Annotated in this window: 24 protein-coding genes and 5 pseudogenes; 10 read left to right on the forward strand and 19 right to left on the reverse strand. The window is 70.0% G+C overall.

Going from position 1 to position 22,521, the window contains the following annotated elements:
* Window positions 1-173: 173 nt before the first annotated feature.
* The 3 genes and pseudogenes from AC0682_RS27915 to AC0682_RS27925 form a co-directional block, all read right to left on the reverse strand.
* Window positions 174-569, reverse strand: a complete 396-nt coding sequence (locus AC0682_RS27915; protein ID WP_478535915.1) for a nuclear transport factor 2 family protein — start codon at window positions 567-569, stop codon at window positions 174-176.
* 450 nt (window positions 570-1,019) lie between these two features.
* A pseudogene (locus AC0682_RS27920) lies at window positions 1,020-1,781 on the reverse strand (lysostaphin resistance A-like protein); the annotation flags it as partial.
* A gap of 323 nt (window positions 1,782-2,104) precedes the next feature.
* A complete protein-coding gene (locus AC0682_RS27925; RefSeq protein WP_478535917.1) occupies window positions 2,105-2,737 on the reverse strand; it encodes a dihydrofolate reductase family protein in 633 nt (210 codons plus the stop codon).
* 243 nt (window positions 2,738-2,980) lie between these two features.
* Here AC0682_RS27925 and AC0682_RS27930 point away from each other — a divergent pair, with 243 nt between their 5' ends.
* From AC0682_RS27930 to AC0682_RS27940, 3 genes are all read left to right on the forward strand, one after another.
* Window positions 2,981-3,259, forward strand: a complete 279-nt coding sequence (locus AC0682_RS27930; RefSeq protein WP_478535886.1) for a hypothetical protein — start codon at window positions 2,981-2,983, stop codon at window positions 3,257-3,259.
* A gap of 191 nt (window positions 3,260-3,450) precedes the next feature.
* Window positions 3,451-4,077, forward strand: coding sequence for a hypothetical protein (locus AC0682_RS27935; protein ID WP_478535918.1), 627 nt, complete (start codon window positions 3,451-3,453; stop codon window positions 4,075-4,077).
* Window positions 4,074-4,727 carry a hypothetical protein gene (locus AC0682_RS27940; RefSeq protein ID WP_478535887.1) on the forward strand — a complete coding sequence of 218 codons (654 nt, stop codon included), beginning with the start codon at window positions 4,074-4,076 and terminating at the stop codon, window positions 4,725-4,727. Before AC0682_RS27935 ends, AC0682_RS27940 begins: the two co-directional genes overlap by 4 nt.
* 7 nt (window positions 4,728-4,734) lie before the next feature.
* On the opposite strand, the gene AC0682_RS27945 is transcribed toward AC0682_RS27940, so the two are convergent.
* From AC0682_RS27945 to AC0682_RS27965, 5 genes and pseudogenes are all read right to left on the reverse strand, one after another.
* Window positions 4,735-5,025: a hypothetical protein gene (locus tag AC0682_RS27945; RefSeq protein WP_478535889.1), complete on the reverse strand. Its 291-nt coding sequence runs from the start codon at window positions 5,023-5,025 to the stop codon at window positions 4,735-4,737.
* A 176-nt stretch (window positions 5,026-5,201) separates the two neighbouring features.
* Window positions 5,202-6,009, reverse strand: a pseudogene (locus tag AC0682_RS27950) (IS5 family transposase); the annotation flags it as partial.
* 37 nt (window positions 6,010-6,046) lie between these two features.
* Window positions 6,047-6,607, reverse strand: a complete 561-nt coding sequence (locus tag AC0682_RS27955; RefSeq protein ID WP_478535890.1) for a hypothetical protein — start codon at window positions 6,605-6,607, stop codon at window positions 6,047-6,049.
* 32 nt (window positions 6,608-6,639) lie between these two features.
* Window positions 6,640-7,671 carry a hypothetical protein gene (locus tag AC0682_RS27960; RefSeq protein ID WP_478535892.1) on the reverse strand — a complete coding sequence of 344 codons (1,032 nt, stop codon included), beginning with the start codon at window positions 7,669-7,671 and terminating at the stop codon, window positions 6,640-6,642.
* 149 nt (window positions 7,672-7,820) lie between these two features.
* Complete coding sequence (locus AC0682_RS27965) at window positions 7,821-8,264, reverse strand: hypothetical protein (RefSeq protein WP_478535894.1); 444 nt, start codon at window positions 8,262-8,264, stop codon at window positions 7,821-7,823.
* 82 nt (window positions 8,265-8,346) lie between these two features.
* On the opposite strand from AC0682_RS27965, the gene AC0682_RS27970 reads away from it, so the two are divergent.
* Both AC0682_RS27970 and AC0682_RS27975 read left to right on the forward strand, forming a co-directional pair.
* Window positions 8,347-9,174 carry a helix-turn-helix domain-containing protein gene (locus AC0682_RS27970; RefSeq protein ID WP_478535895.1) on the forward strand — a complete coding sequence of 276 codons (828 nt, stop codon included), beginning with the start codon at window positions 8,347-8,349 and terminating at the stop codon, window positions 9,172-9,174.
* Window positions 9,171-9,410, forward strand: coding sequence for a DUF397 domain-containing protein (locus tag AC0682_RS27975; RefSeq protein WP_478535896.1), 240 nt, complete (start codon window positions 9,171-9,173; stop codon window positions 9,408-9,410). Before AC0682_RS27970 ends, AC0682_RS27975 begins: the two co-directional genes overlap by 4 nt.
* Window positions 9,411-9,424: 14 nt before the next feature.
* Here AC0682_RS27975 and AC0682_RS27980 read toward each other — a convergent pair whose 3' ends face one another.
* Entirely contained in the window at window positions 9,425-10,015 is a 591-nt protein-coding gene (locus AC0682_RS27980; RefSeq protein ID WP_478535897.1) for a hypothetical protein, read from the reverse strand.
* A gap of 129 nt (window positions 10,016-10,144) precedes the next feature.
* On the opposite strand from AC0682_RS27980, the gene AC0682_RS27985 reads away from it, so the two are divergent.
* Window positions 10,145-10,378 (forward strand): Scr1 family TA system antitoxin-like transcriptional regulator, encoded by a 234-nt coding sequence (locus tag AC0682_RS27985; protein WP_478535920.1) that lies wholly within the window; start codon window positions 10,145-10,147, stop codon window positions 10,376-10,378.
* A 14-nt stretch (window positions 10,379-10,392) separates the two neighbouring features.
* Here AC0682_RS27985 and AC0682_RS27990 read toward each other — a convergent pair whose 3' ends face one another.
* The 3 genes from AC0682_RS27990 to AC0682_RS28000 all read right to left on the reverse strand — a co-directional run bounded on the left by AC0682_RS27990 (window position 10,393) and on the right by AC0682_RS28000 (window position 13,233).
* Window positions 10,393-10,866 carry a hypothetical protein gene (locus tag AC0682_RS27990; RefSeq protein ID WP_478535898.1) on the reverse strand — a complete coding sequence of 158 codons (474 nt, stop codon included), beginning with the start codon at window positions 10,864-10,866 and terminating at the stop codon, window positions 10,393-10,395.
* 113 nt (window positions 10,867-10,979) lie between these two features.
* Window positions 10,980-12,794, reverse strand: a complete 1,815-nt coding sequence (locus AC0682_RS27995) for an alpha/beta hydrolase (protein ID WP_478535899.1) — start codon at window positions 12,792-12,794, stop codon at window positions 10,980-10,982.
* Between the two features lie 4 nt (window positions 12,795-12,798).
* The gene (locus AC0682_RS28000) at window positions 12,799-13,233 is read right to left on the reverse strand and encodes a hypothetical protein (RefSeq protein WP_478535900.1); all 435 of its coding nucleotides are present in this window, start codon (window positions 13,231-13,233) and stop codon (window positions 12,799-12,801) included.
* A 221-nt stretch (window positions 13,234-13,454) separates the two neighbouring features.
* Between AC0682_RS28000 and AC0682_RS28005 the strand changes: the two genes are divergently transcribed.
* Window positions 13,455-13,988: a GNAT family N-acetyltransferase gene (locus tag AC0682_RS28005; protein ID WP_478535901.1), complete on the forward strand. Its 534-nt coding sequence runs from the start codon at window positions 13,455-13,457 to the stop codon at window positions 13,986-13,988.
* 25 nt (window positions 13,989-14,013) lie between these two features.
* Here the strand turns inward: AC0682_RS28005 and AC0682_RS28010 are convergent.
* Window positions 14,014-14,313: pseudogene (locus tag AC0682_RS28010) on the reverse strand (hypothetical protein); the annotation flags it as partial.
* Between the two features lie 58 nt (window positions 14,314-14,371).
* On the opposite strand from AC0682_RS28010, the pseudogene AC0682_RS28015 reads away from it, so the two are divergent.
* Window positions 14,372-14,731 (forward strand): annotated as a pseudogene (locus AC0682_RS28015) (DUF4440 domain-containing protein); the annotation flags it as partial.
* 74 nt (window positions 14,732-14,805) lie between these two features.
* Here the strand turns inward: AC0682_RS28015 and AC0682_RS28020 are convergent.
* The 6 genes and pseudogenes from AC0682_RS28020 to AC0682_RS28045 all read right to left on the reverse strand — a co-directional run bounded on the left by AC0682_RS28020 (window position 14,806) and on the right by AC0682_RS28045 (window position 20,297).
* Window positions 14,806-15,132, reverse strand: a complete 327-nt coding sequence (locus tag AC0682_RS28020; protein ID WP_028416904.1) for a nuclear transport factor 2 family protein — start codon at window positions 15,130-15,132, stop codon at window positions 14,806-14,808.
* 249 nt (window positions 15,133-15,381) lie between these two features.
* Complete coding sequence (locus tag AC0682_RS28025; RefSeq protein ID WP_478535903.1) at window positions 15,382-16,440, reverse strand: hypothetical protein; 1,059 nt, start codon at window positions 16,438-16,440, stop codon at window positions 15,382-15,384.
* Between the two features lie 124 nt (window positions 16,441-16,564).
* On the reverse strand, window positions 16,565-17,461 hold the full coding sequence (locus AC0682_RS28030) for a LysR family transcriptional regulator (RefSeq protein WP_478535904.1): 897 nt from the start codon (window positions 17,459-17,461) through the stop codon (window positions 16,565-16,567).
* Between the two features lie 50 nt (window positions 17,462-17,511).
* Complete coding sequence (locus tag AC0682_RS28035; protein WP_478535922.1) at window positions 17,512-18,270, reverse strand: SDR family oxidoreductase; 759 nt, start codon at window positions 18,268-18,270, stop codon at window positions 17,512-17,514.
* Between the two features lie 444 nt (window positions 18,271-18,714).
* On the reverse strand, window positions 18,715-18,927 hold the full coding sequence (locus AC0682_RS28040) for a hypothetical protein (protein ID WP_478535905.1): 213 nt from the start codon (window positions 18,925-18,927) through the stop codon (window positions 18,715-18,717).
* 621 nt (window positions 18,928-19,548) lie between these two features.
* Window positions 19,549-20,297 (reverse strand): annotated as a pseudogene (locus tag AC0682_RS28045) (IS701 family transposase).
* Window positions 20,298-20,604: 307 nt separating this feature from the next.
* On the opposite strand from AC0682_RS28045, the gene AC0682_RS28050 reads away from it, so the two are divergent.
* Complete coding sequence (locus AC0682_RS28050) at window positions 20,605-21,135, forward strand: hypothetical protein (protein ID WP_478535906.1); 531 nt, start codon at window positions 20,605-20,607, stop codon at window positions 21,133-21,135.
* Between the two features lie 330 nt (window positions 21,136-21,465).
* The gene (locus tag AC0682_RS28055) at window positions 21,466-22,299 is read left to right on the forward strand and encodes an SDR family oxidoreductase (RefSeq protein WP_478535907.1); all 834 of its coding nucleotides are present in this window, start codon (window positions 21,466-21,468) and stop codon (window positions 22,297-22,299) included.
* Window positions 22,300-22,521 lie beyond the last annotated feature (222 nt).

Below are 22,521 nucleotides of genomic sequence, written 5' to 3' on the forward strand. Positions count from 1 at the left end.
TGTGTTGATGACCCACTGTTCGGCGTGTTCGACCCCTTCCGCCCCCCCCCCCCCCTCCCCCCCCCCCCCCCCTCCCCCCCCCCTTCCCCCCCCCCCCCCCCCCCCCCCCTACCCCCCCCCCCCCCCCCCCCCCCCCCCCCCGGGCGGGCATCCCCGAAGCGGGGACGTACTCGCTAGCCGGGCTCGGCGCAGGCGTCGGCGATCGCCCGGGTGTCCCAGTGGAACGGGCGGACCTCGGTGATCCGCCCGTCCTCGACGGTGATGGTCTGAAGGATCGGGAAGCGGAGTTCCCGCCCGGTGGCACGGACCCGAGCCCGGACCTGGGTGAGCACCACCGAGGTCTCACCCGTGGCCAGGAACTCCTGCTCCACCCTCTCGAACGTCTCCCACACCTCCCCCATCGCCAGGAAGAACCGGGCCAGGCCGTCGTGCCCGTGCCAGGTACCGCCGTAGGGCAGGGCATCGGCCTGGTGCAGCTCGGCGTCGGGTGCGAAGAAGGCGGCGAGCGAGTCGAAGGAAGCCCCGCCGGGCTCGTCGGCGGCCAGGTACGCGGCCTCGGCCGCGTACATGCCGGTGAGGACGGTCAGCGGATCCGGGGCGGGTGGGACAGCCTCGGTCACGGCTCCGGCGGGACCGCCGGAGGCCGGTGCCGCCGACGGAGTCCGGACGTCGTCGGGCGGCCCTCCCACGGCTGCCGGGGCGTCAGGTCCCCCCGCGACCGCCGGGACTCCAGGTCCCCCCGCGACCGCCGGGACTCCAGGCGCTCCCACGGCTGCCGGAACCTCGGAGCCCTCGGGCGCTCCCAGGGCGTCGGGCCCCTCGGGGGCTCCCGCTTCTGCGGGCGCCCCGGGGCTGACCCGGGCCACCCCCCGCCGGTCCGCGATACGGGCCATCACCAGGCAGTACAGCGGCGCGAAGACGAACTCGACGACCATCGCCTGCCAGGGCGCGTCGGCGGCCGTCTCGGTGGAGGCGAGTTCACCGAATCCGGCGGCGATGCCGAAGGCGAGGAGGTTGTTGGCGGCGTGCATGGTGATGACGGCTTCGAGGCCACCGGTCCGGATGACCAGCCACCCCCACCACAGGGCCGAGTAGAAGAGCAGGATGAACCCGGAGAGTTCACCGAACCCGTGGGCCAGGGCGAACAGCAGCGAGGCGATGACGACAGCGGGCCAGGGCGACCGTACGGCCCGCCCGATCACCTGGACCAGCCAGCCCCGGAAGACGTACTCCTCGGCCGCCGCCTGGAACGGCACCAGTGCCGCGAGTACGGCCAGGCTCACCAGGAACGCGGTCCAGCCGGGGAAGCCGTCCCCGGCCGGTTCGGCGGACTCCTCTCCCCAGGTCCAGGCGATCATGATGCCGAACTGGACGATGATCATCGGGACGGCGACGGCGGCGCACAGCCCCAGCCACTTCCACCGCAGCCGCCCGAGAACCGATGAGACGGTCCCGGCGGGCCGCCGCCCCAGATAGCGGGCGCCCCAGAGGACGACGGGTATCCCGATGGCGATGCCGACGAGCTGGAAGGCCGTGTCGGCGACGGGGTCCTCGAAGAAGGCCTCGCTGTCGGCGGATTCGGGCCCCACGCCCAGCACCGCCGCCAGGACGGCGGCGACACCGGTGGCCACCACGATGGCGACGAAGAGCAGGAGCACGACGAGCGACAGCTCCCCGAGCCACCCGAACCTTCCGCCCTGCCCGTTGCGCCCCTGCTGGTCGTAGCGCGACCCGGCCTCGGCACGTACGGGGCCGGTCGGCGGGACAGCACCGGGCGGCATGTACCACCCCTGCTGCCCCGGCCCCCCTTGAGGCCAGCCGCTCCCGGGCGGCGGCGGCCACCCCTGCGGCTGGGCGGGGCCGACGCCGTGCTGCCAGGCCGGGCCCCCGGGCGGCTGCTGCCCGCCGGGCCAGGCGTGGGGCGCCGTGGGCCACGAGGACGGAGGCGGGGGCGAGGACGCGGGCGGGTCCCAGGGCGACGGAGGTATGTCAGGTTTCACACGAGGGATCTTGCTTGCGCCGGATGCCCCAGGTCAATGCGGCACCGCCGCACCCTGCCCGGGTACCCCCGCCCCCGCCGCCGTACGGACGACGCGCCCCGCCGTCACCTCCGCCAGAACAGGTGGTGCGTCACCCCGCTCGGGCTGGGCACGACCTCCAGATGGAACCGGTCGAGCAGTTCGTCGGGCGAGTCCCAGAGCCGCAGACCGGACCCGCAGGCCACCGGCGAGACCACTACATGCAGCGTGTCGACGAGGTCGGCGTCGAGGAACTCCCGGATGGTGGTGACCCCGCCACCGAGCCGGACGTCCTTGTCCCCGGCCGCCTCCCGGGCCCGGGCGAGGACGTCGGCCGGTTCGCCGCCGACGAAGTGGAACGTGGTGTCGGAGAGCGTGAACGAGGGGCGCTCGTGGTGGGTCAGGACGAACACGGGCGTACGGAACGGAGGCTCGTCGCCCCACCAGCCGCGCCACCCGTCCTGGGGCCAGGGCCCGCGCTGGGGCCCGAACTTGTTGCGCCCCATGATCTCGGCCCCGAGGCCGCGGGAGTAGTCCCGTGTGAAGTAGTCGTCCAGCCCCCGGCTCCCTCCGGGGCCGGTCCGCAGGGGCCAGCTCGCCGTGGCACCGGCCCAGGCGAACAGCTTCCCGGGCTCGACGTGCCCGAAGGGCCGTTCCAGGGTCTGGTCCTCCCCGGCCGCGATCCCGTCGCTGGAGACGGTGAAGTTCTGGACCCGCAGCGGCTGAGCCGTGTGTTCCTCCCCTGTGGACCACGAGGTCGACGACGACGCTGCAAGGACTCCCCGCACCGGGGAAAATCATCGCGCGCGAGACCGGGACCATCCGTCCGGCTCGCCGGGGAGGGCGAGCCTGTCGGTTCGCGCGGCCCCCGGGGGCCGCGCCCGGCGCCGTGTCGCTGTGTCCTCCCTCACAGACAGGGGCGACGCCGTGACGGAGGGCGGGCGAGCACCGTCTGGAAGGGTATGAACGACCTGACCGATGAGGACATCGCCCGCGCGGTGCGCGCCATCGCCGCCATGGAGGCTTCCCGCGACGCCCTGGCCGCCCGAGTGACAGCACTGCGCACCGCCACGACCCCCGAGGACCTGGCGGAACGCGACCGCTGCGGCAACGCCATGGCGGACGCCGACACCCGCATCCTGCTGGAGTCCATCGACGTACTCGACCGGCTCGGCATGACAGCCGCGGCCATGGCCTGCACCCACGTCGCCCAGGCGGAGGGCATCCTCCCGGCCCGCTGACCCCGTGGGCGGGGAGGCGGAAGGCATCCTCCCGACCTGCTGTCCCCGGGGTCAGGGAGGCGGCGGTCGTCTCTGGACCGACCGCCCTCATCCGGTGCCGACCCCGGCTCACCGACAGCGTCCTCGGGCTGTCCGATGCCGGCCGAAAGCCCGTGGCGGTGCAGCAGTGGGTCCGGCATCATCCCCACGTGATGGTGATGCAACCTGTTCTGGAGCTCTCCGCTGCCGACGGCTTCGCTCTCTGGCCGGTGGGAGAGCACGAGCCATACGGCTACCTCGTGCTGAGCGGGAAGCTGACTCCGGCGGAGGTGGGCACGGCGGTCATGCGGATCGCCGAATGCAACGACTTCGAGCCGGAGGAGAAGCACGGGCCGTGCCCGACCGACCCGCTCGGCGCCTTCCTGCACGGGCTGCTCACCATGGCTGATCTGTTCGCCGCCGGCGGCTTCCGGGTCATCGACAGCGCCACCGACACCGTCTTCGTCGAGCCGGGCTGCTGCAACGGCCTGGAGACGTGGCGCGACTGGTTGGAGGTGCTCGACGGCTCCGGCTGCTCCTCCTTCGGCCACGACCCGTCCTCGACGGCCGAACGTCTCGGCGACATCGTCCGGTTGACGCTCGACGCTCACGGGGCGGACAGCAGCCCGGTGACCGAGCTGTCAGCAGACCGGACACGGGCGCTCGTCACCGGCGCGCAGCAGGATTTGCAGGACTTTCTCAGCCTTGCCGAAACCTGGGCTGAACAACACCTGCCGACACACGCTGCCGCCGTCTCCGCCGCCCTGGCACGGGCACTGGGCCTGGCGCCTGCACCGTGACCAGCTTCCTGACCCACCGAGCACGCGTGCACGACGCCCGGCTCCCCCTCCACCGACGGCACAGTGCGCTGCGCACCTGCCTCACCGTTTTCGCTCCTTACGGCTTGCGGGCGACGTACCACCACCTCACGCTCAGCGCCGCGATACCCCGTCGGTTGGAGGCGGACCCGGACGCGCTGGCGAGGGCGGTGGAGGAACTGCACGAGGCGCGGGTGCTGTGGCTCGTGCGGGCAGACGAGTACGCCGCACAGCGCCGGGCGGAGAAGCGGGCCGGGTGGCGGGCCGTACCGGACCCTCGGCCGTGGTGGCTGCGGAACCGGTGGGAAAGCCCCGACCGTGCCTGGTTCGAGGACCCGTTTCGCCACCCGTCTCTGCGCCTGACCGAGTACGTCCGGCGGCAGAACGCGATTCTGGACGGCGCCGAGCCGCGCGGCTGCCCGGCCTGCGGGGACGAGGGGCCAGGAGTGCTGAGCTCGACCGGGCACGGTTGGGTCGAGCTGTGCCGTGGGTGCGCGCGGGTGCTGGCGCCCTGCCCGTGCGGGCAGCGGCACCGGTTCGTGCCGGAGACCCCGTTCAGCTGGAACGAAATCTGGCAACGGGCGCACATGAGCGATGACGGCACGCCGAACAAACGATCAGGCGACGCGTAAGGAGCGGCTACACGCAGCTGCTGCCATCGGCGCTGCCGACGGTTGCCCACCAGTCGATCACTCGGGCCGCCATCGCGTCCGGTCGCGGGCCCAAAGGGTCGAGACCGAAGTGATCCTCCAACTCCTGCCGTAGGAATGCACCGATATCCGCCTGGTCCGCTCCACCCCGGAGGCGTTGGAGCAGAGGGGCGAGCAGGCAGTCGTACTCGTCCTGCACGTCGTCGGCGACACCGATCGGATCCCACTCATTGAGCAGAAGCCGCAGGTCGTTCTCAGTGGCGTCGGTTCCAGGTCGCATCGCTCCAGGGTGCCACCCGGGAACCGCCGTCATCACTCGCCCCCGCCGTGATCCGAACGAGACCGCCCAGGGCCTGTCTCCGTGATGGGGCGATCCACTGATCGGCGCCCCCTTGATGCCTGCGGCAACGCGCAGGGAAGCCTGTCCACGTGGACACATTCGCGGACCGACTCGACAATGGCGAGCTTGTCCGTTCGCATGGCCAGGCCACGCCACTGCTTCAGCCGGTTGATGCATCGCTCGACCGCGTTGCGTTGCCGATACGCCTCAGCGTCGAAAGCCGGTGGGCGACCACCGGCGCGGCCTCGCCGCAGACGGTGGCCGAACTGGTCGGACGGCTGAGGAATGACAGCGCGAATTCCACGTAGGCGGAGGTGATCTCGGATCGCGCAGGATGAGTACGCACGGTCCGCCAGCACGGTGTCGGGTCGGCTCCTCGGTCTTCCCGGCCCGCTTCGCGGAACACGGATGCCGGCCATGACGGTCTCAAAGGCTGGGGCGTCACCCGCCTGACCTGCGGTGACGCCAGGACGAGGGGGCGTGCACGGCTGTCGCTGGCGAGGTGGACCTTCGTGCTCAGGCCGCCGCGGGAGCATCCAAGCGCATGGTCGTCGGGTTCGGCCCGGCCTGGATCCCCTTTTTTTTCCTGGCTCCGGCGGCGTGCTGGTGAGCCCGGCAGACGGTGGAGTCCACCGACACGGTCCAGCCGATGTCGTCAGCACCCTCGGCCGCTGCCAGGAACGCGGCAAGGATGCGTTGCCAGGTGCCGTCCACAGCCCACCTGATCAGCCGTTCTTGGGCGGTCTGGAACGAGCCGAGTTCACCGGGCAGGTCCCACCAGGGCGAGCAAGTGCGGTACTTCCACGCGATGGCTACCAAGGTTCGGCGGTGATCGGCCCACCGCCGACCACGGACCGGATCGGTCGGCATCAGCGGCTGCATCCGGCCCCACATCGCGTCGGTGATCACTATTCGGGCGGACACATCCGATCAACAGACCAACCGATCAAAGAGACACGCTCTAGCCCTGCCAGCGGGGCGCCTGGTCATCCGGGGTGTCCGGACTCGCGAAGTGGAAGGGGACGGCAAGGCGGGCGGCCAGGGCCCTGCCACTGCGGTCAGCGGCGGCAGCCGAGGGATGGAAGGCCCCCGAAGCCTCCCCCTCCCCGAGGTACCGCACCGCCGCATCCCAGTAGACGGTGGCCAGACAACGCTCGCCGACCGGATCGGCGGTGACCGCCATCAGGCACACGAACCAGTCGTGAACGGTGTCCCCGTCCCACACCGCCTCGATCGCCACGACGCGCCCGGGGCACCCGGCGGCACGGGCCGCCAGGGACTCCACGTCCAGGGGGCTGTCGGGGGTGCGGGCGACGCGGTCCCCGTAGTGCAGGTAGCGGTCGTGGACCAGGATCTGGGCTTCATGGAGCCCCAACCCACGGGCGCGCCCCACCTCGTGGACGACCCGCACGGCCTGCATACGGTTGTCCTGAAGCACATACCCGTCGACCTGGCGGCGGATGCCGACCGGCAACCGCTCCCACCACTCGTGCCTGCCCGTGTCCCTGCCCCCGTCTGTCACCAGGCCACAGTACGCAGGCGGGAACAGGGCGGTCAGGGACTGTCCGCCTCCCCCTCCGCGAGGGCGGCGAACCGCTCCCGCCACGGCAGCGGCTCGGAGGCTTCCCCGGCCCCCTCCCGCATGCCCGCCCAGAACGCGCGCTGCTCCTCCCGATGGCACGGCCCGCAGGTGGTGGCCCACGGCACCGGAGGCCGGAACAGATGCTCCTCCCCCGGCCCGGCGCAGGGGATCAGCTCGGGCGGCGGCAGGAACGGCGGCGGCGCCGGGTCCTCGACGGGCGCCGCGGGCAGCTTCTCCCGGAGCCGGTGCGCCAGGAACCCCACCGCCGACCGGACCCCGTCCGGCGGCAGCCCACCGCACAGCGCCCGCCGCAGGTCGGCAGCGGTGACGCCCCGCCGCAACCACTCTGCGGCGAGCCCGGCGAGCGTACGGGCCTCACGCACGCCGAGATGCAGTTGGCGCTGCTCATGCCGGAGGGAGAGCAACACCCGCTCGGCGGCGACCACTTCGGCGGACCGGGAGGCGTCATCACCGCCCCCGCCGGAGCCCTCCCCCGACGACTCCGCGCCGTCCACGTCCTCGCGCGCTTCGGTGGGTGGGTGGGATGAGTTCTTCCCCGGTTCTCCGTCCGCGGGTAAAAGACCACCGACCACCCGGGCCCTCGGAGCGCCGACGGTCGGAAAGTGCCCACTCGGAGCAGGGACGGCTTCCAGCACCTCGTACCCGTCGGCCGGCACCCCGGCCCGCAGCCGTGCGACCTGATTGTCGGTCAGCGGGCAGTTGGAGAACACCTGCACGGTCCGCCACCGCCCGCCGGAGGCGACTTCCCGCCGCTCGTGGAGATAGCCGGACTCGATCAACTCGGCCTTGGCCTTCTGGTACCGCCGCCCGCCGATCTGGAGCTTGCGGGCATGCTCGCTCAGGGCCTTGTCACGATCCCCTTCGGGCAGCCCTTGTACGTACATGATGAGGATCTTCGCGTCACTGCCCAGACGCGGATGACGCACCAGGCTGTTGGGGACCTTCGTGTAGCCCCCGGAGGGCGGGATAACATGCGAAATCATCGCGGGTGGAACTGCCTTCCACTAGTGGTGTAGGTCCCCGAGCCGGTGCTGTTACACCGCCGGGGACCGCCCTATACACGCACGCACATACCCGTAGGCGCGCACGCACAGAGCGTGATGTCGCGTCTACGGTACCGCAACCTGATGACTCAGGTCCGCCGGTTCAGGCCCTCACCTCGCACCCTCCCGGACCGCAGCCAGGCCATCTCGTGGAGCAGCGCCACATCCACGAACGGGTCGGCCGCCGTGGGCTGCGACCGCCAGTCCAGCGGCCAGGTCGCGCCCTCCAGCGCGGGCACCCCCACGAACGCGTCTGCGCGCGCACTCCGGCTCATCGCCTCCACGCCGGGCGGCCACCGATGCCCGGCGGCCGTACCGGGCGCCACCAGGAAGTACATGCTCCGCTCCCCGACGCCCGAGCGGACGATAGGCCCGGCATGGAAATCGGTGAACTGCATGACCTCGTACGCGATTTCCTCCCCGAGCATGCCGATGGCCCGTACGGCGTCGAAGTAGATGCCCACGTGGCGGAGGGCGTGGCCGGAGGCGGGAATCCAGGACGGCACCGGATCCAGTGAATTTCGAAGTTCCATGCGCTCAGCGTCGCGGCGGACACGTACCGTGACCAGGGTCACAAGCAGGTTGTGAACAGTGGTGTACAGACGAGGTGACCCCGTGCACTCCAGTGATCAGGCCGAGACAGCCGCCGAGATGTTCGGCCTGCTGCTCAGGCACTTCCGCGAGCGGGCCGGCCTGTCGCAGGAGCAGCTGGGCAAGCGGATCGGCTACTCCAAGTCCCAAGTGGCGATGGTGGAACGGGGCGCGCGACCGCCGAAGGGCGTCTTCGTGCAGCGGGCGGACGAGGTGCTGGGTGCACAAGGTGCACTGATCGTCGCGGCACCGAAGCCGCCGAAGACGCAGAAGCGGCCCAGTCCGCTACCGGGCTGGTTCACACCGTTCGCGGAGGAAGAGGAGAAGGCGTGGGCCCGGCACGCGTACGAGAATCAGGTCATCCCCGGTCTACTCCAGACGGAGGCCTACGCACGGGCGGTCTTCACAATCCACTACCCGACCTATGACGACGACGAGATCGAAGCGAAGGTCGCCGCGCGGCTCGAACGGCAGAAGCTGCTGACCCGCAGGCCGCTGCCCGACATCAGCTTCGTCCTGGAGATGATCGTGCTGACCCGGCCGATCGGCGGTCGCCGCGTGATGAAGGCCCAGCTCCACCACCTCGCCGACGTGGCGCGACTCCGGCACGTACGCATCCAGCTGATGGACCCGTACCGCGAGGACCATGCGGCGCTGGACGGCCCATTCGTCCTCCTGGAGACCGACAAGCGCCAGCAGCTCGCCTACATCGAAGGGCAGGGCGGCAGCTTCTTCGTCACCGAACAACCCCAGCTGGGCAACCTGTTCGGCCAGTATGGCGTCACCCGGGCCCAGGCTTACACTCCGGAGAGGACCCTGGAAACGATCGAGAAGATGGCAGAGGAACTATGAGCACTGGCCTCCACTGGTTCAAGTCCACCTACAGCGGCAGCGAGGGCGGCAACTGCATCGAGGTGGCGCTCACCTGGTCCAAGTCCACGTACAGCGGCCCCCAGGGCGGCGACTGCGTCGAGGTCGCCACCTGCCCCCACACCGTCCACGTCCGCGACTCCAAGGACCTCACCGTCCCCGCGCTCACCGTCTCCCCCGCCACCTGGACGTCCTTCGTGGAGTTCGCCGCCTCCTGAGCACGTCCCCGAGGTCAGGACGAGGGAGTGGGCCCCGGTACCGGGGCCTCGGCGGACCAGAAGTCGGAGTGGACGTTGGGGGTCGGGATCTCGCCCACGTACGCACGGCCGTTGGCCACCTTCGTGGGCGGGGCGACCTTCGACTTGTCCACGCAGGGACTGGTGACCTCGAAGAAGGCCTGTCCCTTGTAGCCGAAGCTGACTCTGATGCCGAAGCCATCCGGGGACGTGGCGATGATCGTAGGCATGTCCTTACTTGGATTCACCATTTTGATCCGGTAGTCGCTCGCCTTCCAGGACCGCTCGACCACGCCGAGGAAGTTGCCCCGGCGCTGTTCGGAAACGATCGTCATCACGGTCCAGTAGCGCGTCACATCGCAGCTGCCGCTCGTCGTCGCGCGGTGGACCCATTCGGTCTCCGGCTTGATCGCCTCGACCATCGCGTAGAACATCCCGTCCGCGCGCTCCGCCGCTCCCTGCATGTCCATGCCTGCCAACGCTCCCTTCCCGTTCTTGTCCCCGCCCAGCAGCCCGCACCCGGCGAGCAGCGCGCCGACCACAGCCATCGCACAGCCCACACGAGTGGTGCGTGTGACGTGCCTCATCGATGGTCCTCCCTCGCGATCTTCTCGGAGCGTCCGCTGACGATCCTGCCCCGGTCTGCTCCAGACCGAGGGCTACGAGCGGTACTCGCAGGGCAGTACCCGACTTTCGATGACGACGAGATCGAGGAGATGCCGGCCAGCCGGTTGGCACGACAGAGCCTGCCCTCGCGCAGACCTCTGCCGGACATCAGCTTCGTGCTAGAGATGACCGCGCTTACCCGTCCCATCGGAGGCCGACGTGTGCGCACGGCGCAACTGCACCATCTCGCGTCGTCGGCTCAGTTGCGTCATGTCCAGATCCAGCTGATGCCGGAGGACGTGGAGAATCACCCTGCTTTGGACGTGGAGTTCGCCGCCTCCTGAGCGAGCCCCCGAGGTCAGGACGAGGGAGTGGGCCCCGGTACCGGGGTCTCGGCGGACCAGAAGTCGGAGTGGACGTTGGGGGTGGGGATCTCGCCCTCATACGCACGGCCGTTGGCAATCTTCGTGGGCGGGGCCACCTTCGACTCGTCCACGCAGGGGCTGGTGACCTCGAAGAAGGCCTGTCCCTTGTAGCCGAAGGTGACCATGATGCCGAAACCGTCCGGGGACGTGGCGATGATCGCGGGAAGGTCCTTGCTGGGATTCACCATCTTGATCCGGTAGTCGTTCGCCTTCCAGAAACGTTCGGCTACTCCGAGGAAGTTGCCCCGGCGCTGTTCGGAGATGATTGTCATGACGGTCCAGTAGCGCGTCACATCACAACTACCAGTCGTCGTGGCATCGTGAACCCACTCGGTCTCCGGCTTGATCGCTCCCACCGTCGCGTAGAACATCTCGTCGGCCCGCTCTGCTGCTCCCTGCATATCCATGTCAGCCAACGCCCCTCTTCCGCTTGTGGCTCCACCCCACAGTCCGCATCCAGCCAGTAGCGCGCCAGCGGCAACCACCGCGAAGTGCAGACGAATGATCGGCGTGATGCGCCTCATCGATGCTTCTCCCTCACGATCGCATCAGGACGTCCGGCCACAATGTTGGCGATATTGGTCGCGGAACCCAGGTCCCTCTCCGGATCGAAATACTGGGAGTGGGCCTCGAACAGCCCGGCCTCCAGGAGCATTCTGGGCCCGTCGTCGACCTCGAAGCGCTGAGCTCCGAAGGCCGCGCTGGCCGGATCCTTGCCGAAGTACAGGTCATCATTTCCGATGTCGAACAGGTCACGCCCCACCCTGACCCCCGCCGGTCCTCCGAGCCTCCAGCCGAGCGCCGCCTCGCCCTTCGTGGGCAGATGGGTGACCGGGTCGTTGTCGGCGGCACCGACGAACACGTGATCCTTGCCCACCCCGAGTTCCGTCGCCTTCTGCGCGTCCACGCCGGGGCTCCCGAGCAGGATCACATCATCGACGCCCGGAATGCCACCCGACTGCTTGGCCGCCGTGCCCACGGTGAGGGAGCCGTACGAGTGCCCGATCGCCGTCACATGAGGGTCATCGTTCTTGTTCGTCACCGAGATACCCGCCATGAACTCGTTGTAGGCCGGGGCGCCCCTTTGAGCATCTCCCTTCGACATCACGTCCGCGTTCTGCGGGGCGTCGTAGCCCAGCCAGATGATCGAGGCCGTGGACGGGTCCACCCGCCGGGCTCCTCTGGCCGTGTCCTGAGCCCGTTTCATCGTGTCCTTGACGAACTCGTCGTTGAGCTTGGTGCCAAACCCCGGAACGTACGCCGAGACATGCCGGGAGGTGTCGGGGTTGCCGTACGAGACGATCGCGCGCCCGTTGCCTTCGTTCCCGATGCCCAGGAGGAACATGGGCGGATGGCTGGGCTCGTTCAGCTTGCCCTGGATCATCCGGAGGGCGTCGAGCTTGGTCTTCACGTCGTCGCCGCCCCGGTGCTCCATCTCCTCGATGAGGAGCGGAAGGTAGGTGCGGTTCGCCTCGTCGCGGACCGCCGCCGGGATGCCGTCCAGGCCCCCGATCAGGTCGGGTGCGACCTTCAGGTACTCCTGCCGCTGTTCGTCGGCCAGGCCGTCCCACCACTTCTTGCGCTCGGCGGGGCTCTTGTCCTGCGGGATGCCCTCGGCAAGGTGCTTCCCGGCGGCGGAACGGACGTCGGCGGTGTCGCGGGCCACGTCCTTCAGCGTGGCCGCCGTGACGTCGAGGCCCTTCTCCGCCTTGAGGCCGTTGAGGGTCTTCGCGTACCGGGCGTCGATCTCCCGCGCGGACCGTACGGCCCGGGCGATACGGTCGGCCACGTCCTGCGCCTTCACCGCGTTCGGGTTCACCGGCCTGAAGCCGGAACCGGAGTAGCCGGGGTACAGCGACGGCTGCCCCGGTGAGCCGAGGGGGGGCGCTTCCAGCGGGAGGCGGGAGCTGCCCTGGGACCTGCCGCCCGGAGCCTCCTGCTTCGCCCCGGTCAGGTCCTCGACCTTGGCGGCCGGGTAGCTGACGGAACCGTCCTCGTGGACGGTGAAGTTCAGGGCGGCCGCGTCCGCCAGGGCCCGCTTCAACTGGTTCTGGGGGCCGACGAGGTCGCCCGCGAGTCCGTTGAGCGCCGTACGGACAAGCCCGCACTCGGTCTGGAGGTACTGGAAGTTGCGGCTCAGGCGCCGGAGTCTGCCGGCAGCCGCCTTCGCCGCGTCGCTCTCCTGGGTCTCCGTGATCTTCGCGGTCATCGCGCGGTCGACCCGTACGCGGTCGGAGGCCGAGCGGCCCGAGACCTCGTGCCACTTGTCGCCCGCCTCCGTCAGCTCAGAGGTCTTGAGATCACGCAACTGCTGCCAGGTGAGGGTTCCGGTCATCGCTTCATCGCTTCTCGTCCGCCCTGCCGGTGACGCGGACACCCTTGAAGGACTCCTCGACCGCCGCCTCCGTCTCCCCCATCTCCTTGGCGACCGTCAGCAGGGCCCCTTTGAGGTGCTCGCACTCGTCCCGTACCGACTGGAGGCGGTCCTCCCAGGACGTCAGCACACTCTTGAGGGCGGTCACGGAGCTGAGGCCGACGGCCCCCGCCTCGACGCCCTCATGGCCGCGCCGGAGAGTCGACCGGCTCGTCTCCGTCCTGGTGCGCAGGTCACCGGCGGTGCCGGAGGCGCTGGTCCAAGGACCCTTGCTGTGCTTGAGGTTCCCGGTTCCGGCCGCCCCGGGCCCGGGGGCAGAGGCCGCCGCCGAGGCGACCCTCATCGCGGTCCCCTCGTCGGCCAGCCCGAACATGTCCTGCCAGCGCTCCGAATGCGACACGGCTCCCCCGTCCCTCTGCGTTCCGCTCCCGCGCCCCGAGAGATTAACGCAGGGCACGCACAGGTACGCGATCGGAAACGAGTTTCGGACAGGGGAACGGCTGGACAACCATGCTGGTCGAGCACAGATGCTTGCTCCTGCGCACGATATGGCCGGTCAGGACACCGGGTGGGGCGGCTAGGCTCTGGAGTGACCTGGAGAGAGGTCCGGAGGGATTCACGATGATCACGTGGCGCAGGCTCACCGAGGACGACTTCCCGTTGCTGACCTCCTGGTTGGAGCAGCCGCATGTCGCCCGGTGGTGGAACCACGAAACGTCTCCGGAGGCCGTGGAGCGGGACTTCGGGCCGGCCGTCCGGCGCGAGGAGCCTGCGGAGGTGCTGCTCGCCCACCTGGACGGCGCCCCGGTCGGCCTGTTGCAGTACTGCCGGTTGGCCGACTACCCCGAGTACCTGACGGAGGTGGCCACCCTGGTCGAGGTCCCTGCCGGGGCCATGACCATCGACTATCTGATCGGTGACCCGCAGCTGGTGGGCCACGGGCTCGGCCCGCGCCTGATCCGGTCGGCCCTCCGGTCGCTCTGGCTCGACCACCCCCGGGCCTCCTGCGTCCTCGTGCCCGTGGTGGCGGCCAACCGGGCGTCCTGGCGGGCGCTGGAGAAGGCTGGGCTGCTGCGGATCGCCTCAGGCGACCTGGAACCGGACAACCCCGTCGACGACCCGGCCCACCACCTCTACCGGATCGACCGGCCCTGACGTACGGGAGCCGATCCGCCGGACCTCAGCCGCGTCGCCCCGCAGGCAGCGCCAGGGCCAGGGCCAGCACGCTGAGCCCGAACATCAGGACGCCCAGCGGGAGATGGGCCTCCGGTATGTGCGCGATGCCGACCGCCACCTGGACCGAGGCGAGGACCAGGAAGCCGGTCGCCTACCGGATCGGCCGGGGTGAACCCCCGCCGGGCTTCCAGGCCGGCACCGCCGCGAGGACGTACAGCATCGACGCCCCGTACATCACCCGCGCCCCCACGCTGTGCAGCCCGCCGTACCCCGTCGTGAACAGCAGTCCGGCGGAGACCGCCTGGCCCTACCTTTCCCCCGCCCGTGTCGTCGAACTGGTGAGGTCTTTGGCCGTGGCCGTACGGGCCGACGCCGGGCGGCGGGTCAAGGAGGCCTGGGTGGCCAAGGACATCGCGGCCCTCGTCGGCCTCCTCGACCCGGACGCCGTGATGACCGCCGACGGTGGCGGCCTCGTCGGTACGGCCCTGCGCCCGATCGAGGGCGGTGCGCGCATCGCCCAGTACATGGCCGCCATCGCGGACAAGGCGCCCGGGCTCGAACTGCTGGAGCGGTCGGTCAACGGGGCGCCGGGGCTGGTGGCCCGGCACGCCGGGACCGTCAGGACCGTGGCCTCGTTCGATCTCGCCGACGACGGCCGCGTGACCCGGATCTGGGTGATCCGTAACCCGGAGAAGCTGCGGCCGTGGCTGCGGGACGGGTGACGACGCGCCCGACCCGGCTCAGGCCGCCCAGACCACTCAGACCACTCAGACCACTCAGACTCTCGCAGGCTCTCTCAGGCCGGTGCCTGGCCCGTCTCGAAGCGGCTGATGCGGTCGCCGGTGACCGTGAAGACCCAGCGCGTCCGCATCGTGCCCCAGGTGTCGTTCGTGTAGTCGACGACGAGTGTGCGGCCGTCGTCCGAGGCATCGACGACCTTCATGCGGCCGTTCGCCTTCGGGGAGAAGATCTCCTTCTCCGTCCAGGCCGCCAGATCCCGTTCGCTGCCGTCGTCGGACATCGTGGCGTCCTCGGTGAGGACGGCGGTGAAGGCGGTCTCGTCGCCCGCGTTGACGGCGGCGACGAACTTCTCCACCACCGGGTCGCTGATCGATGTGGTCATGGTGCTGCGCTCCTCCTCTGCCGACCGGGGACGGGCGCCCCCGGAGATCCGTTCCGAGTCTCTGTCGGCCGGCCCGCCACCGCATGTCGGGCGACGGCCGGTCCTTCGGGCCCGGCCACCCGCCGGGCCCTGTCGGCCGGGGGACCGCCACGGCCCTGGGACTGCATGCCCTCCGCGGGTGCAGGCGCGGAGGCGGTGCTGCCCGGGCTGGGCCGGGACAGGGGGGCTGCGCCCGGCGGGCGCATTCACCTAGTGGGCGCGCCGCCTCCTGGCCTCGCGTCCGGCGACGACGAGACCGGCTCCCAGGACGATCAGCGTCCCGCCTGCGCCGAGAGCCCACTTCGTCGCGGCGCTGCTCCCCGTATGGGCAAGCCCACCGCCCGCCGTACCGGACGCCGCCGCCTGACCGGCACCGCCGGAGAGCGCGGAGTCGCTCCCGGTGGGCTCCGGGGCGGGCAGAGGGTGTGCGGAGGCAGCGGGATCAGGAGTGGCGGAGGGACCGGAGCCGGGGTCCGTGGACGGGTCAGGGTCGGGGTCCGGGTCCGTAGACGGCTCGGGGTCCGTAGACGGCTCCGGATCGGCGGACGGGTCCGGGTCAGCGGACGGGTCGGGCCCGGGGCCGGTGGACGGATCCGGATCAGGGCCGGGCTCCGTGGACGGATCCGGGTCAGGCTCCGTGGACGGATCCGGGCTCGGGGCATCGCGGTGGACGATCCGCGTGGCCACCCAGTAGTCCTCGTCGCCGGTGGCATGGTCCTCATCGGGCTGGGGGCCGAGGAACAACCCGACCGACGGGGCGTCGGCGGAGAACTTCATTCTCAGCCGGATGACGGTCTTCCCCGGCGGCAACACCATGGGGCGGACAGGGAGCTCCGCATGCACGTCCCGCAGCCCCATGTCCACCAGCTTGACATCGACCCATGAACCGCCTGACCGCGCCTGGACGCTCATGTGCGACGGGTGAAGGGCCGGATCGGGAAAGATGGTGATCACCTGCATGTCCGAGATGAAGTCGAAGATCTCTCCCTGCGAGAGGTTGTCCAGCACCAGGTCGAACTCCTCCCAGGCACCGCCCGCCACAAATGTCTCGGGTACCCCTTTGAGCCTGGTCACCAGAGGTTGCTTGACCTCGACCCGGCGGCCGTCCCTCGATGGCCCGCCCGCCTCGCCGCGGACGGAGGGGGTCTGCGCACTCCTTACGGAGAGGGCCTGCGCGCTCTTTGTCGCGGCCAGAGCCGGGGTGCCTCCCAGGAGTACCGGGGTGGCCACCGACGCGGCGGCCAGCAGGGCGATGTGTCGACGTTTCATGGAACTACCGATTCCTTCGAAAGGTGAGAGATCACCAGCCTCTCGACCCTCCGACGGCCCCGATAGCCACCTTCTTCTTATCAACCCATAAAAAGCGCTTTGGGGTGACTACGCGTTCAGTGCGTCACCTACCGCCCCCGCCGAACAGCTCCCCCGCCCGGCTGAGGAACACATCCCGGTCCCGGCAGGTCGTGTGCGCGGGCCACAGGGCGTGGACCGGTACATGGACCGGCGGGTCCAGGTCGATGACGTGGGCCGCGCCGCCCGCCGCCGGGCCCGCGGGCGTGGTCACGAAGGCGATGCGGCCGGTCGCGCTGACGGCGGTGACGGGCGGGGTGCCCTGCACGGGGTTGCGCCGGGTGTCGGGCTCCACGCCCGCCTGGCGGCACAGGCCGATCAGCAGGTCCGTGTACGCGGACGAGCCGGACTCGCCCCACACCGTCAGCGGCTCCCCGTTCAGGTCCGCCAGGGCCACGGCGGGTCGGGCGGCGAGCCGGTGGCCGGCGGGGACGGCGACCCGGAGACGGTGTTCGGCGATCCGGGCGCGGGTGAGGCCCGGGTCGGCGGGCATGGACCGGCTGAGCCCCAGGTCGCAGGCGCCGGTGAGGAGTTGGTCGCGCAGCTCGTCGGGGAAGAGCTGGCGCACGTGGGCCTGTATGCCCTGCTCCTCCGTACGGGCCCGGGTCAGCAGGTCCACCACCTCCTCCGCCGTGACCGCCGGGGTGTGGCCGATGCGCAGGTGCCCGGCCTGGCCCCGGCCGATGCGCCGGGAGCGCTCCAGGGCGGCGTGGGCCTGGGCCTGGAGCGCACGGGCGTCGTCGATGAGGGCCTGCCCGGCGGGGGTGGGGGCGACGTGCTGGTGGCCCCGGACCAGGAGCTGGACCCCGACGTACCGCTCAAGGGTGCGGATCGAGGTGCTCAGCGCCTGCTGGCTGAGGTGCAGCCGTTCGGCCGCCCGGGTGAACCCGCCCTCCTCGGCCACGGCGACGAGGTGTTCCAGCTTGTGCAGGTCCAGGGTCACGCGTTCCTCCCGTACACCCGGTCATCCACCGGTCATCAACCCGATCGGGGTCAGCGGACCGTGTAACCGCCGTTGGCGAAGATGGTCTGCCCGGTGATCCAACCGCCCTCGGTGACCAGGAACTTCACCAGCGGCGCGATGTCCTCGATCTCCGTCAGCCGGCCGCCCATGGCCTGCGACTTGTGGAACTCCACCCGCTCCGGCGTCTCCTGCGGGTAGAAGAACGGCGTGTCCATCGGCCCCGGGGCCACATTGTTCACCGCGATCCCGCGCGGGGCGAACTCCTTGGCCGCCGCCCGGGTGAAGTGCTCCAGCGGGGCCTTGGCGCCCGCGTAGGTGGCGTACCCGTCGGTGAAGGCGGCGAGCAGGGAGGTCACGAGGCTGACGATCCGGCCGCCGTCGTTGAGCCGGGCACCGGCCTCCTGGAGGAAGAAGTACGCCGCCTTGGAGTTGATCGCGAACATGCGGTCGTACTCCTCCTCGGAGGTCTCCGCGATCGGCTTGCGGAGGACCATGCCGGTGGTGTTCACGGCCACGTCCACCCCGCCGAAGGCGTCCAGCGCCTGGTCGAAGAGGCTGCGCACGCCGTCGACCCGGGTGAGGTCCTCCCGTACGACGAGGGCCTGGGCACCCGCGCGCCGTACCGCGTCCGCCGTCTTCTCGGCATCGGTGGCGGTGTTCTCCCCGTGGTAGTGCACGACGACGTTGGCCCCGGCCTCGGCCAGGCTCCGGCTGATGAGGCCGCCGAGGTTCTTGGCCCCTCCGGCGACGACCGCGGTCTTGCCGTTCAGCAGCTGCTGCTCGCTCATGGTGACGGTCCTCTCTCCGGCCGCGTCCATCGACCGTCGACGGCCGATGGTCGTTATGCGGCGTTCGTTGTGGTTTCCGTCATCCACGCTAGGAGCGTCCCCGCCTCTCGGGGAAACACAAAGATCGGGTCGGTCCACCAGGAAGATGAGTCACCGCAGGTCAGTGGGGGTCAGCAGGGGTGCGGGGGTGGCGGAGGTTCCACCGGCAAGGCTCCCCCGTCCCGGTGACGGCCGTCTTCCCGGTGACGGCCATCCAGAAATACACACGAGGCAGCAGGACGGACCGAGGACACCCGCCACCAGGGGCAGCACAATGCGGAGCCACCCGTCCATGGAGATGAACATGACGAACATCGCCGTCGAATGGAGAGCTACGTGCCCCTCTGACAGTGCGCTCATGGCCCACCGCGAACTCTCCTCCTCCGACCTCGATCCGACGAACCCTCAGTCGACCGACCTTCGTTCCGCCGGACCGCGAGACCGGTTCCACTTCCGGCGGAAATACCAGGCCAGAAACACAGCCGCCAACACATACCCGACCACGGGTACCTGAATCCTGTCCGGAATACCCAGAAATCCGGACACGATGAAAGTGGATACACCGAGCAGCGCGAGAGCGCTCAGCAGAACAATTCCCCGCACCAGATTTTTCACCACAGGAGAGCTCCCCTCTCGTCCACAAGCGGCAGGTGCTGCCCAGAGATGCATGAACATCTCCGGGCAGCACCATTCACAGGGGCTCAGGTTACCTCCACCGACTCACCAGGAGGATGAATCAACGCAGTTCACCGGGGGGTGCGAGGTGATCGGGCCCGTCGCGTCTGCTCCGTGGCGCGGATCCGGCGAAGCGCATGAGGCAGCACTACACCGCTGATCACGCCTGCCGCCAGGATGGGAAATACGAACATCCAGCTGTCCGACAGAAAGGTCCACGAGATGATGACCCCTGTCGAATAGCTGAGCGTTTGAAGAATTCTCAGAGTGCGATTGCCCTCCACCACGCATACCTTCCTGTCATAGGCCGGAGAGCCCTGGCCCCACCCCTGGCCCGGGGGCTCCGGGCCAGGGGTGGCCCCTGTCTCACCGGTCGGACGGAGAGAACAGTTCGTTGCCCACCTGCGGTGTCGACCTCGGTTATAGCCGTGCTTCCCCGAGCCCTTGCCACCGGGCCAGCCCCAACTGGTGCACCCGTTGCGGCGAATTCCGCGCCCCCTGGAGGCGAAGCAACCGTACCCGGCGTTCGCAAGTCCCTTCTGGCAGGAGTCCGCGAAGCCACCATCACTGCACCAGAGCGGTCAGCGGCACCGGCGTGGCCGAGTAGCTGCGGTAGAAGGCGAGCTCGCCGCTGTTACGGCTGCGGCGAATGAGCAGGTGGCGGTGACCAGCCTGGCTGTCGGCAACGTCGGCCAGTGCCCAGTCGTAGACGCGGTGCCCCTTGGCGCCAGCGCCTGCGGAGAGTCCGCCAGGCTCGTTTCGGCAGCTTCTCGGCCAGTGCGTCGGCCCTACCTTGCCCGCCCGGGTGGCGGTCTGGTGATCGCAGGCGACTGCGAGGACGTAGCCGTCCTGGCCTTCTTCCAGCGCGCCCCGCAGCTGCGGATCGCCCCCGTAGACCTCGTCTGCAGCCACCCGGGCTGCATGGACCCCGGCACCCAGGGTCCGGTCGATCATGCGGACAACGAGCGCGGGCTTTGTGGCGAAGCCGCCCCCCTCGGGAATGTCGGCCCCGCCCGGCAGCGGGTCGCATCCGTGATCCACGAGCGCGGTACGTGCAGTTCCCGGTCGATTGCTGCGTGTCCGCATCGACTGGAGTCGGCGAGGTAGACGGCCACCTGACTGTTCTCGACGCGGCCGACAGTGCAGGTGTACTGGCGCTGCACGCCGACCGTGGCGGCGCCCCTCTTCAGATCGCCGGTCTCATCGACCACCAGCACCGCGTCTTCGTCGTACAGCTGCTCGACGACGAAGCTGCGCAGGTCGTCCCGGACCGCATCGGCATCCCACTTTGCCCTCGGCAGCAGATGCTGCAGGGCTTACGGAGTGGCGTCGCCGGCGTGCTCGGCCAGCGTCCAGCAACTCTTGCGTGGCAGGTCCGAGAAGAGCCCGAGCACGAACTTCCGTGCCCGCCGCCGTGGTTCGACTCCGGTGCACCGCCCCGCGCGTGCGGCCCATCAGGGCGCTCGAGCATGTCCTGCCAGTGAGCGGGATCTATGCTGTGGCCTGCGGACGCCGCCTGGTCTTCTGTTTTCACACACCGATGATCAACGGTGGTCGCATTCGCGCCGCTAGCCCCTGCCATCTAGGGGCGGGACCTACACGTCGGGCAAGGGGCTCATCATGTGGTCGACCGCTTCACGGCCGGTGTGCCGTCGCTTCGTCAGTGCCGTCGTGGTGGGCGTGGCCCTGGCTGCGACCTCAGGATGCACGGTTCCTGTCGATGCCGTCGCTGGCATCTCCGTGACCGACGACGGCCATCTGCTCGGCGTCATGATGGTCTGCGGACATCAGATCGATGGCGCGACCCTCTACGTGGACAGCGACGATGTTGACAAACAGGTGACGGTCGGTTCATGGACCGCCGACCGTTCTCTCACGCCCGGTCTCACCACCTGGACCCTCGATTCTCCTGCTGCTGGCTGGGCCGCGACCAGATCTCTCGCTCCGCTCACCGCCAAGACCACATACGCGCTCTACGGCTGGACCAAGGACAACTCGTGGTCATCGCGCAGCGTCTCCTTCACCCTGGCCGACCGGGACCGGCTCACCCCCGGAAAAGTTCGCTACCACGGCGTCTCGGACAACGGCGACGACTCCACGATCACCGTCTCCGTAGCAGAGTTCAAGAACAGAGCGTGCCAGAACATGTAGCGCCGCGGCGCCGTCGGCCAGGCCGAGGTGCTCCGGTTGTCCGGAGGCATGCGCTCAACCTTCACCGCGTCAAGCCGCAAGATCGCGGTCTACAACTGGAGTAGTAGGCAACGCCACCACCGAAGGCGCCGATGGCGCCGGCGGCCAGAACACAGCCGACGATGGCCGCCGCGGCGCACATGGCCCCTGCGGAAAGGCCACCACCCACTTGCCTCCAGAACGGGCAGAGAGGCAACGCGACCCTCATCCGCTGGGCACCCGATTTCCACCGGTAGGGGCCACCTCCAGAAAGTAATTGACACAAGTGCAGGGGTCCCGAAGGATCACCGCGTGACGCTCGACGAACAGCCCTCAACCGTGTCGGCCCCGAACCCGACCTCGACCCCGGCCTCATCCCCGCCGCCCCCTCGCCCCGTAGCCCTCATCACCGGCGTCGGGCGCTCCATCGGGATCGGCGCGGGGATCGCCCGGCAGCTCGCGGCCTCCGGGTGGGACATCGCCCTCACCTACTGGACGCCGTACGACCGGCGCATGGAGTGGGGCGCCGAGGACGGGGCCGCCGCGTCCATCGCGCAGGAGCTGGCGGGCGCCGGGGCCCGTACGGCGGCGATCGAGGCGGACCTCACCGACCCCGACGCCCCCGCCCGCATCTTCGACGAGGCGGAGCAGCGCCTCGGCCCGGTCACCGCGCTGGTCCTCTCGCACGCGGAGTCGGTGGACTCGGGGCTGCTGGACACCACCGTGGAGGCGTTCGACCGGCACTTCGCCGTGAACGCGCGGGCCAGTTGGCTGCTGATCCGCGAGTACGGGCTCCGCTTCCGCGGCGAACCGGACGCGGGGGTGGGCCGCATCGTCGCGCTCACGAGCGACCACACCGTCGGCAACCTGCCCTACGGCGCGAGCAAGGGCGCCCTGGACCGCATCACCCTGGCCGCCGCGCACGAGCTGGCCCACCTCGGGGTTACCGCCAACGTCGTCAACCCCGGGCCTGTGGACACGGGTTGGATGGACGACGAGCTACGCGAAGCCCTGGTCCAGGGCACCCCGCTCGGCCGCCTCGGCACCCCGCAGGACACCGCGCATCTGGTGGATTTCCTGTGCTCGCCCCAAGGCCAGTGGGTCAACGGCCAGTTGCTGAAGAGCAACGGCGGCGCGGCTTCCTGAGGCAGCCGCGAAATCCCCTCCCGGAGAGCGCTGCGGAGAGCTGTGGAGAGCTGACGGAGCGTCTACTGTTTGCCTGGTCCATGTAGCGCACGGGGGGTCGCATGCAAGGCGAAGGCAGGGCCGGGGCCGACGGTGTCCAGGGCGGTGGAGCAGGCGGCCGGAGCGCCGGGCGGCACAGAGGCAGCGGCCCCGACGACCTCCGCCCCGAGGGCTCCATGCCCG

The sequence above is a fragment of the Streptomyces sp. NPDC043746 genome (assembly GCF_056436485.1).

Excerpts from the sequence above, each read along its gene's own strand:
- AC0682_RS28050 (WP_478535906.1), top strand. The coding sequence starts at position 20,605 with ATGTGGTCGACCGCTTCACGGCCGGTGTGCCGTCGCTTCGTCAGTGCC.
- AC0682_RS28005 (WP_478535901.1), top strand. The coding sequence starts at position 13,455 with ATGATCACGTGGCGCAGGCTCACCGAGGACGACTTCCCGTTGCTGACC.
- AC0682_RS27990 (WP_478535898.1), bottom strand. The coding sequence starts at position 10,866 with ATGGATATGCAGGGAGCAGCAGAGCGGGCCGACGAGATGTTCTACGCG.
- AC0682_RS27945 (WP_478535889.1), bottom strand. The coding sequence starts at position 5,025 with ATGCGACCTGGAACCGACGCCACTGAGAACGACCTGCGGCTTCTGCTC.
- AC0682_RS27975 (WP_478535896.1), top strand. The coding sequence starts at position 9,171 with ATGAGCACTGGCCTCCACTGGTTCAAGTCCACCTACAGCGGCAGCGAG.
- AC0682_RS27960 (WP_478535892.1), bottom strand. The coding sequence starts at position 7,671 with ATGATTTCGCATGTTATCCCGCCCTCCGGGGGCTACACGAAGGTCCCC.
- AC0682_RS28035 (WP_478535922.1), bottom strand. The coding sequence starts at position 18,270 with ATGAGCGAGCAGCAGCTGCTGAACGGCAAGACCGCGGTCGTCGCCGGA.
- AC0682_RS27935 (WP_478535918.1), top strand. The coding sequence starts at position 3,451 with ATGGTGATGCAACCTGTTCTGGAGCTCTCCGCTGCCGACGGCTTCGCT.
- AC0682_RS28020 (WP_028416904.1), bottom strand. The coding sequence starts at position 15,132 with ATGACCACATCGATCAGCGACCCGGTGGTGGAGAAGTTCGTCGCCGCC.
- AC0682_RS27930 (WP_478535886.1), top strand. The coding sequence starts at position 2,981 with ATGAACGACCTGACCGATGAGGACATCGCCCGCGCGGTGCGCGCCATC.
- AC0682_RS27980 (WP_478535897.1), bottom strand. The coding sequence starts at position 10,015 with ATGAGGCACGTCACACGCACCACTCGTGTGGGCTGTGCGATGGCTGTG.
- AC0682_RS27995 (WP_478535899.1), bottom strand. The coding sequence starts at position 12,794 with ATGACCGGAACCCTCACCTGGCAGCAGTTGCGTGATCTCAAGACCTCT.
- AC0682_RS27915 (WP_478535915.1), bottom strand. The coding sequence starts at position 569 with ATGTACGCGGCCGAGGCCGCGTACCTGGCCGCCGACGAGCCCGGCGGG.
- AC0682_RS27965 (WP_478535894.1), bottom strand. The coding sequence starts at position 8,264 with ATGGAACTTCGAAATTCACTGGATCCGGTGCCGTCCTGGATTCCCGCC.
- AC0682_RS28025 (WP_478535903.1), bottom strand. The coding sequence starts at position 16,440 with ATGAAACGTCGACACATCGCCCTGCTGGCCGCCGCGTCGGTGGCCACC.
- AC0682_RS27985 (WP_478535920.1), top strand. The coding sequence starts at position 10,145 with ATGCCGGCCAGCCGGTTGGCACGACAGAGCCTGCCCTCGCGCAGACCT.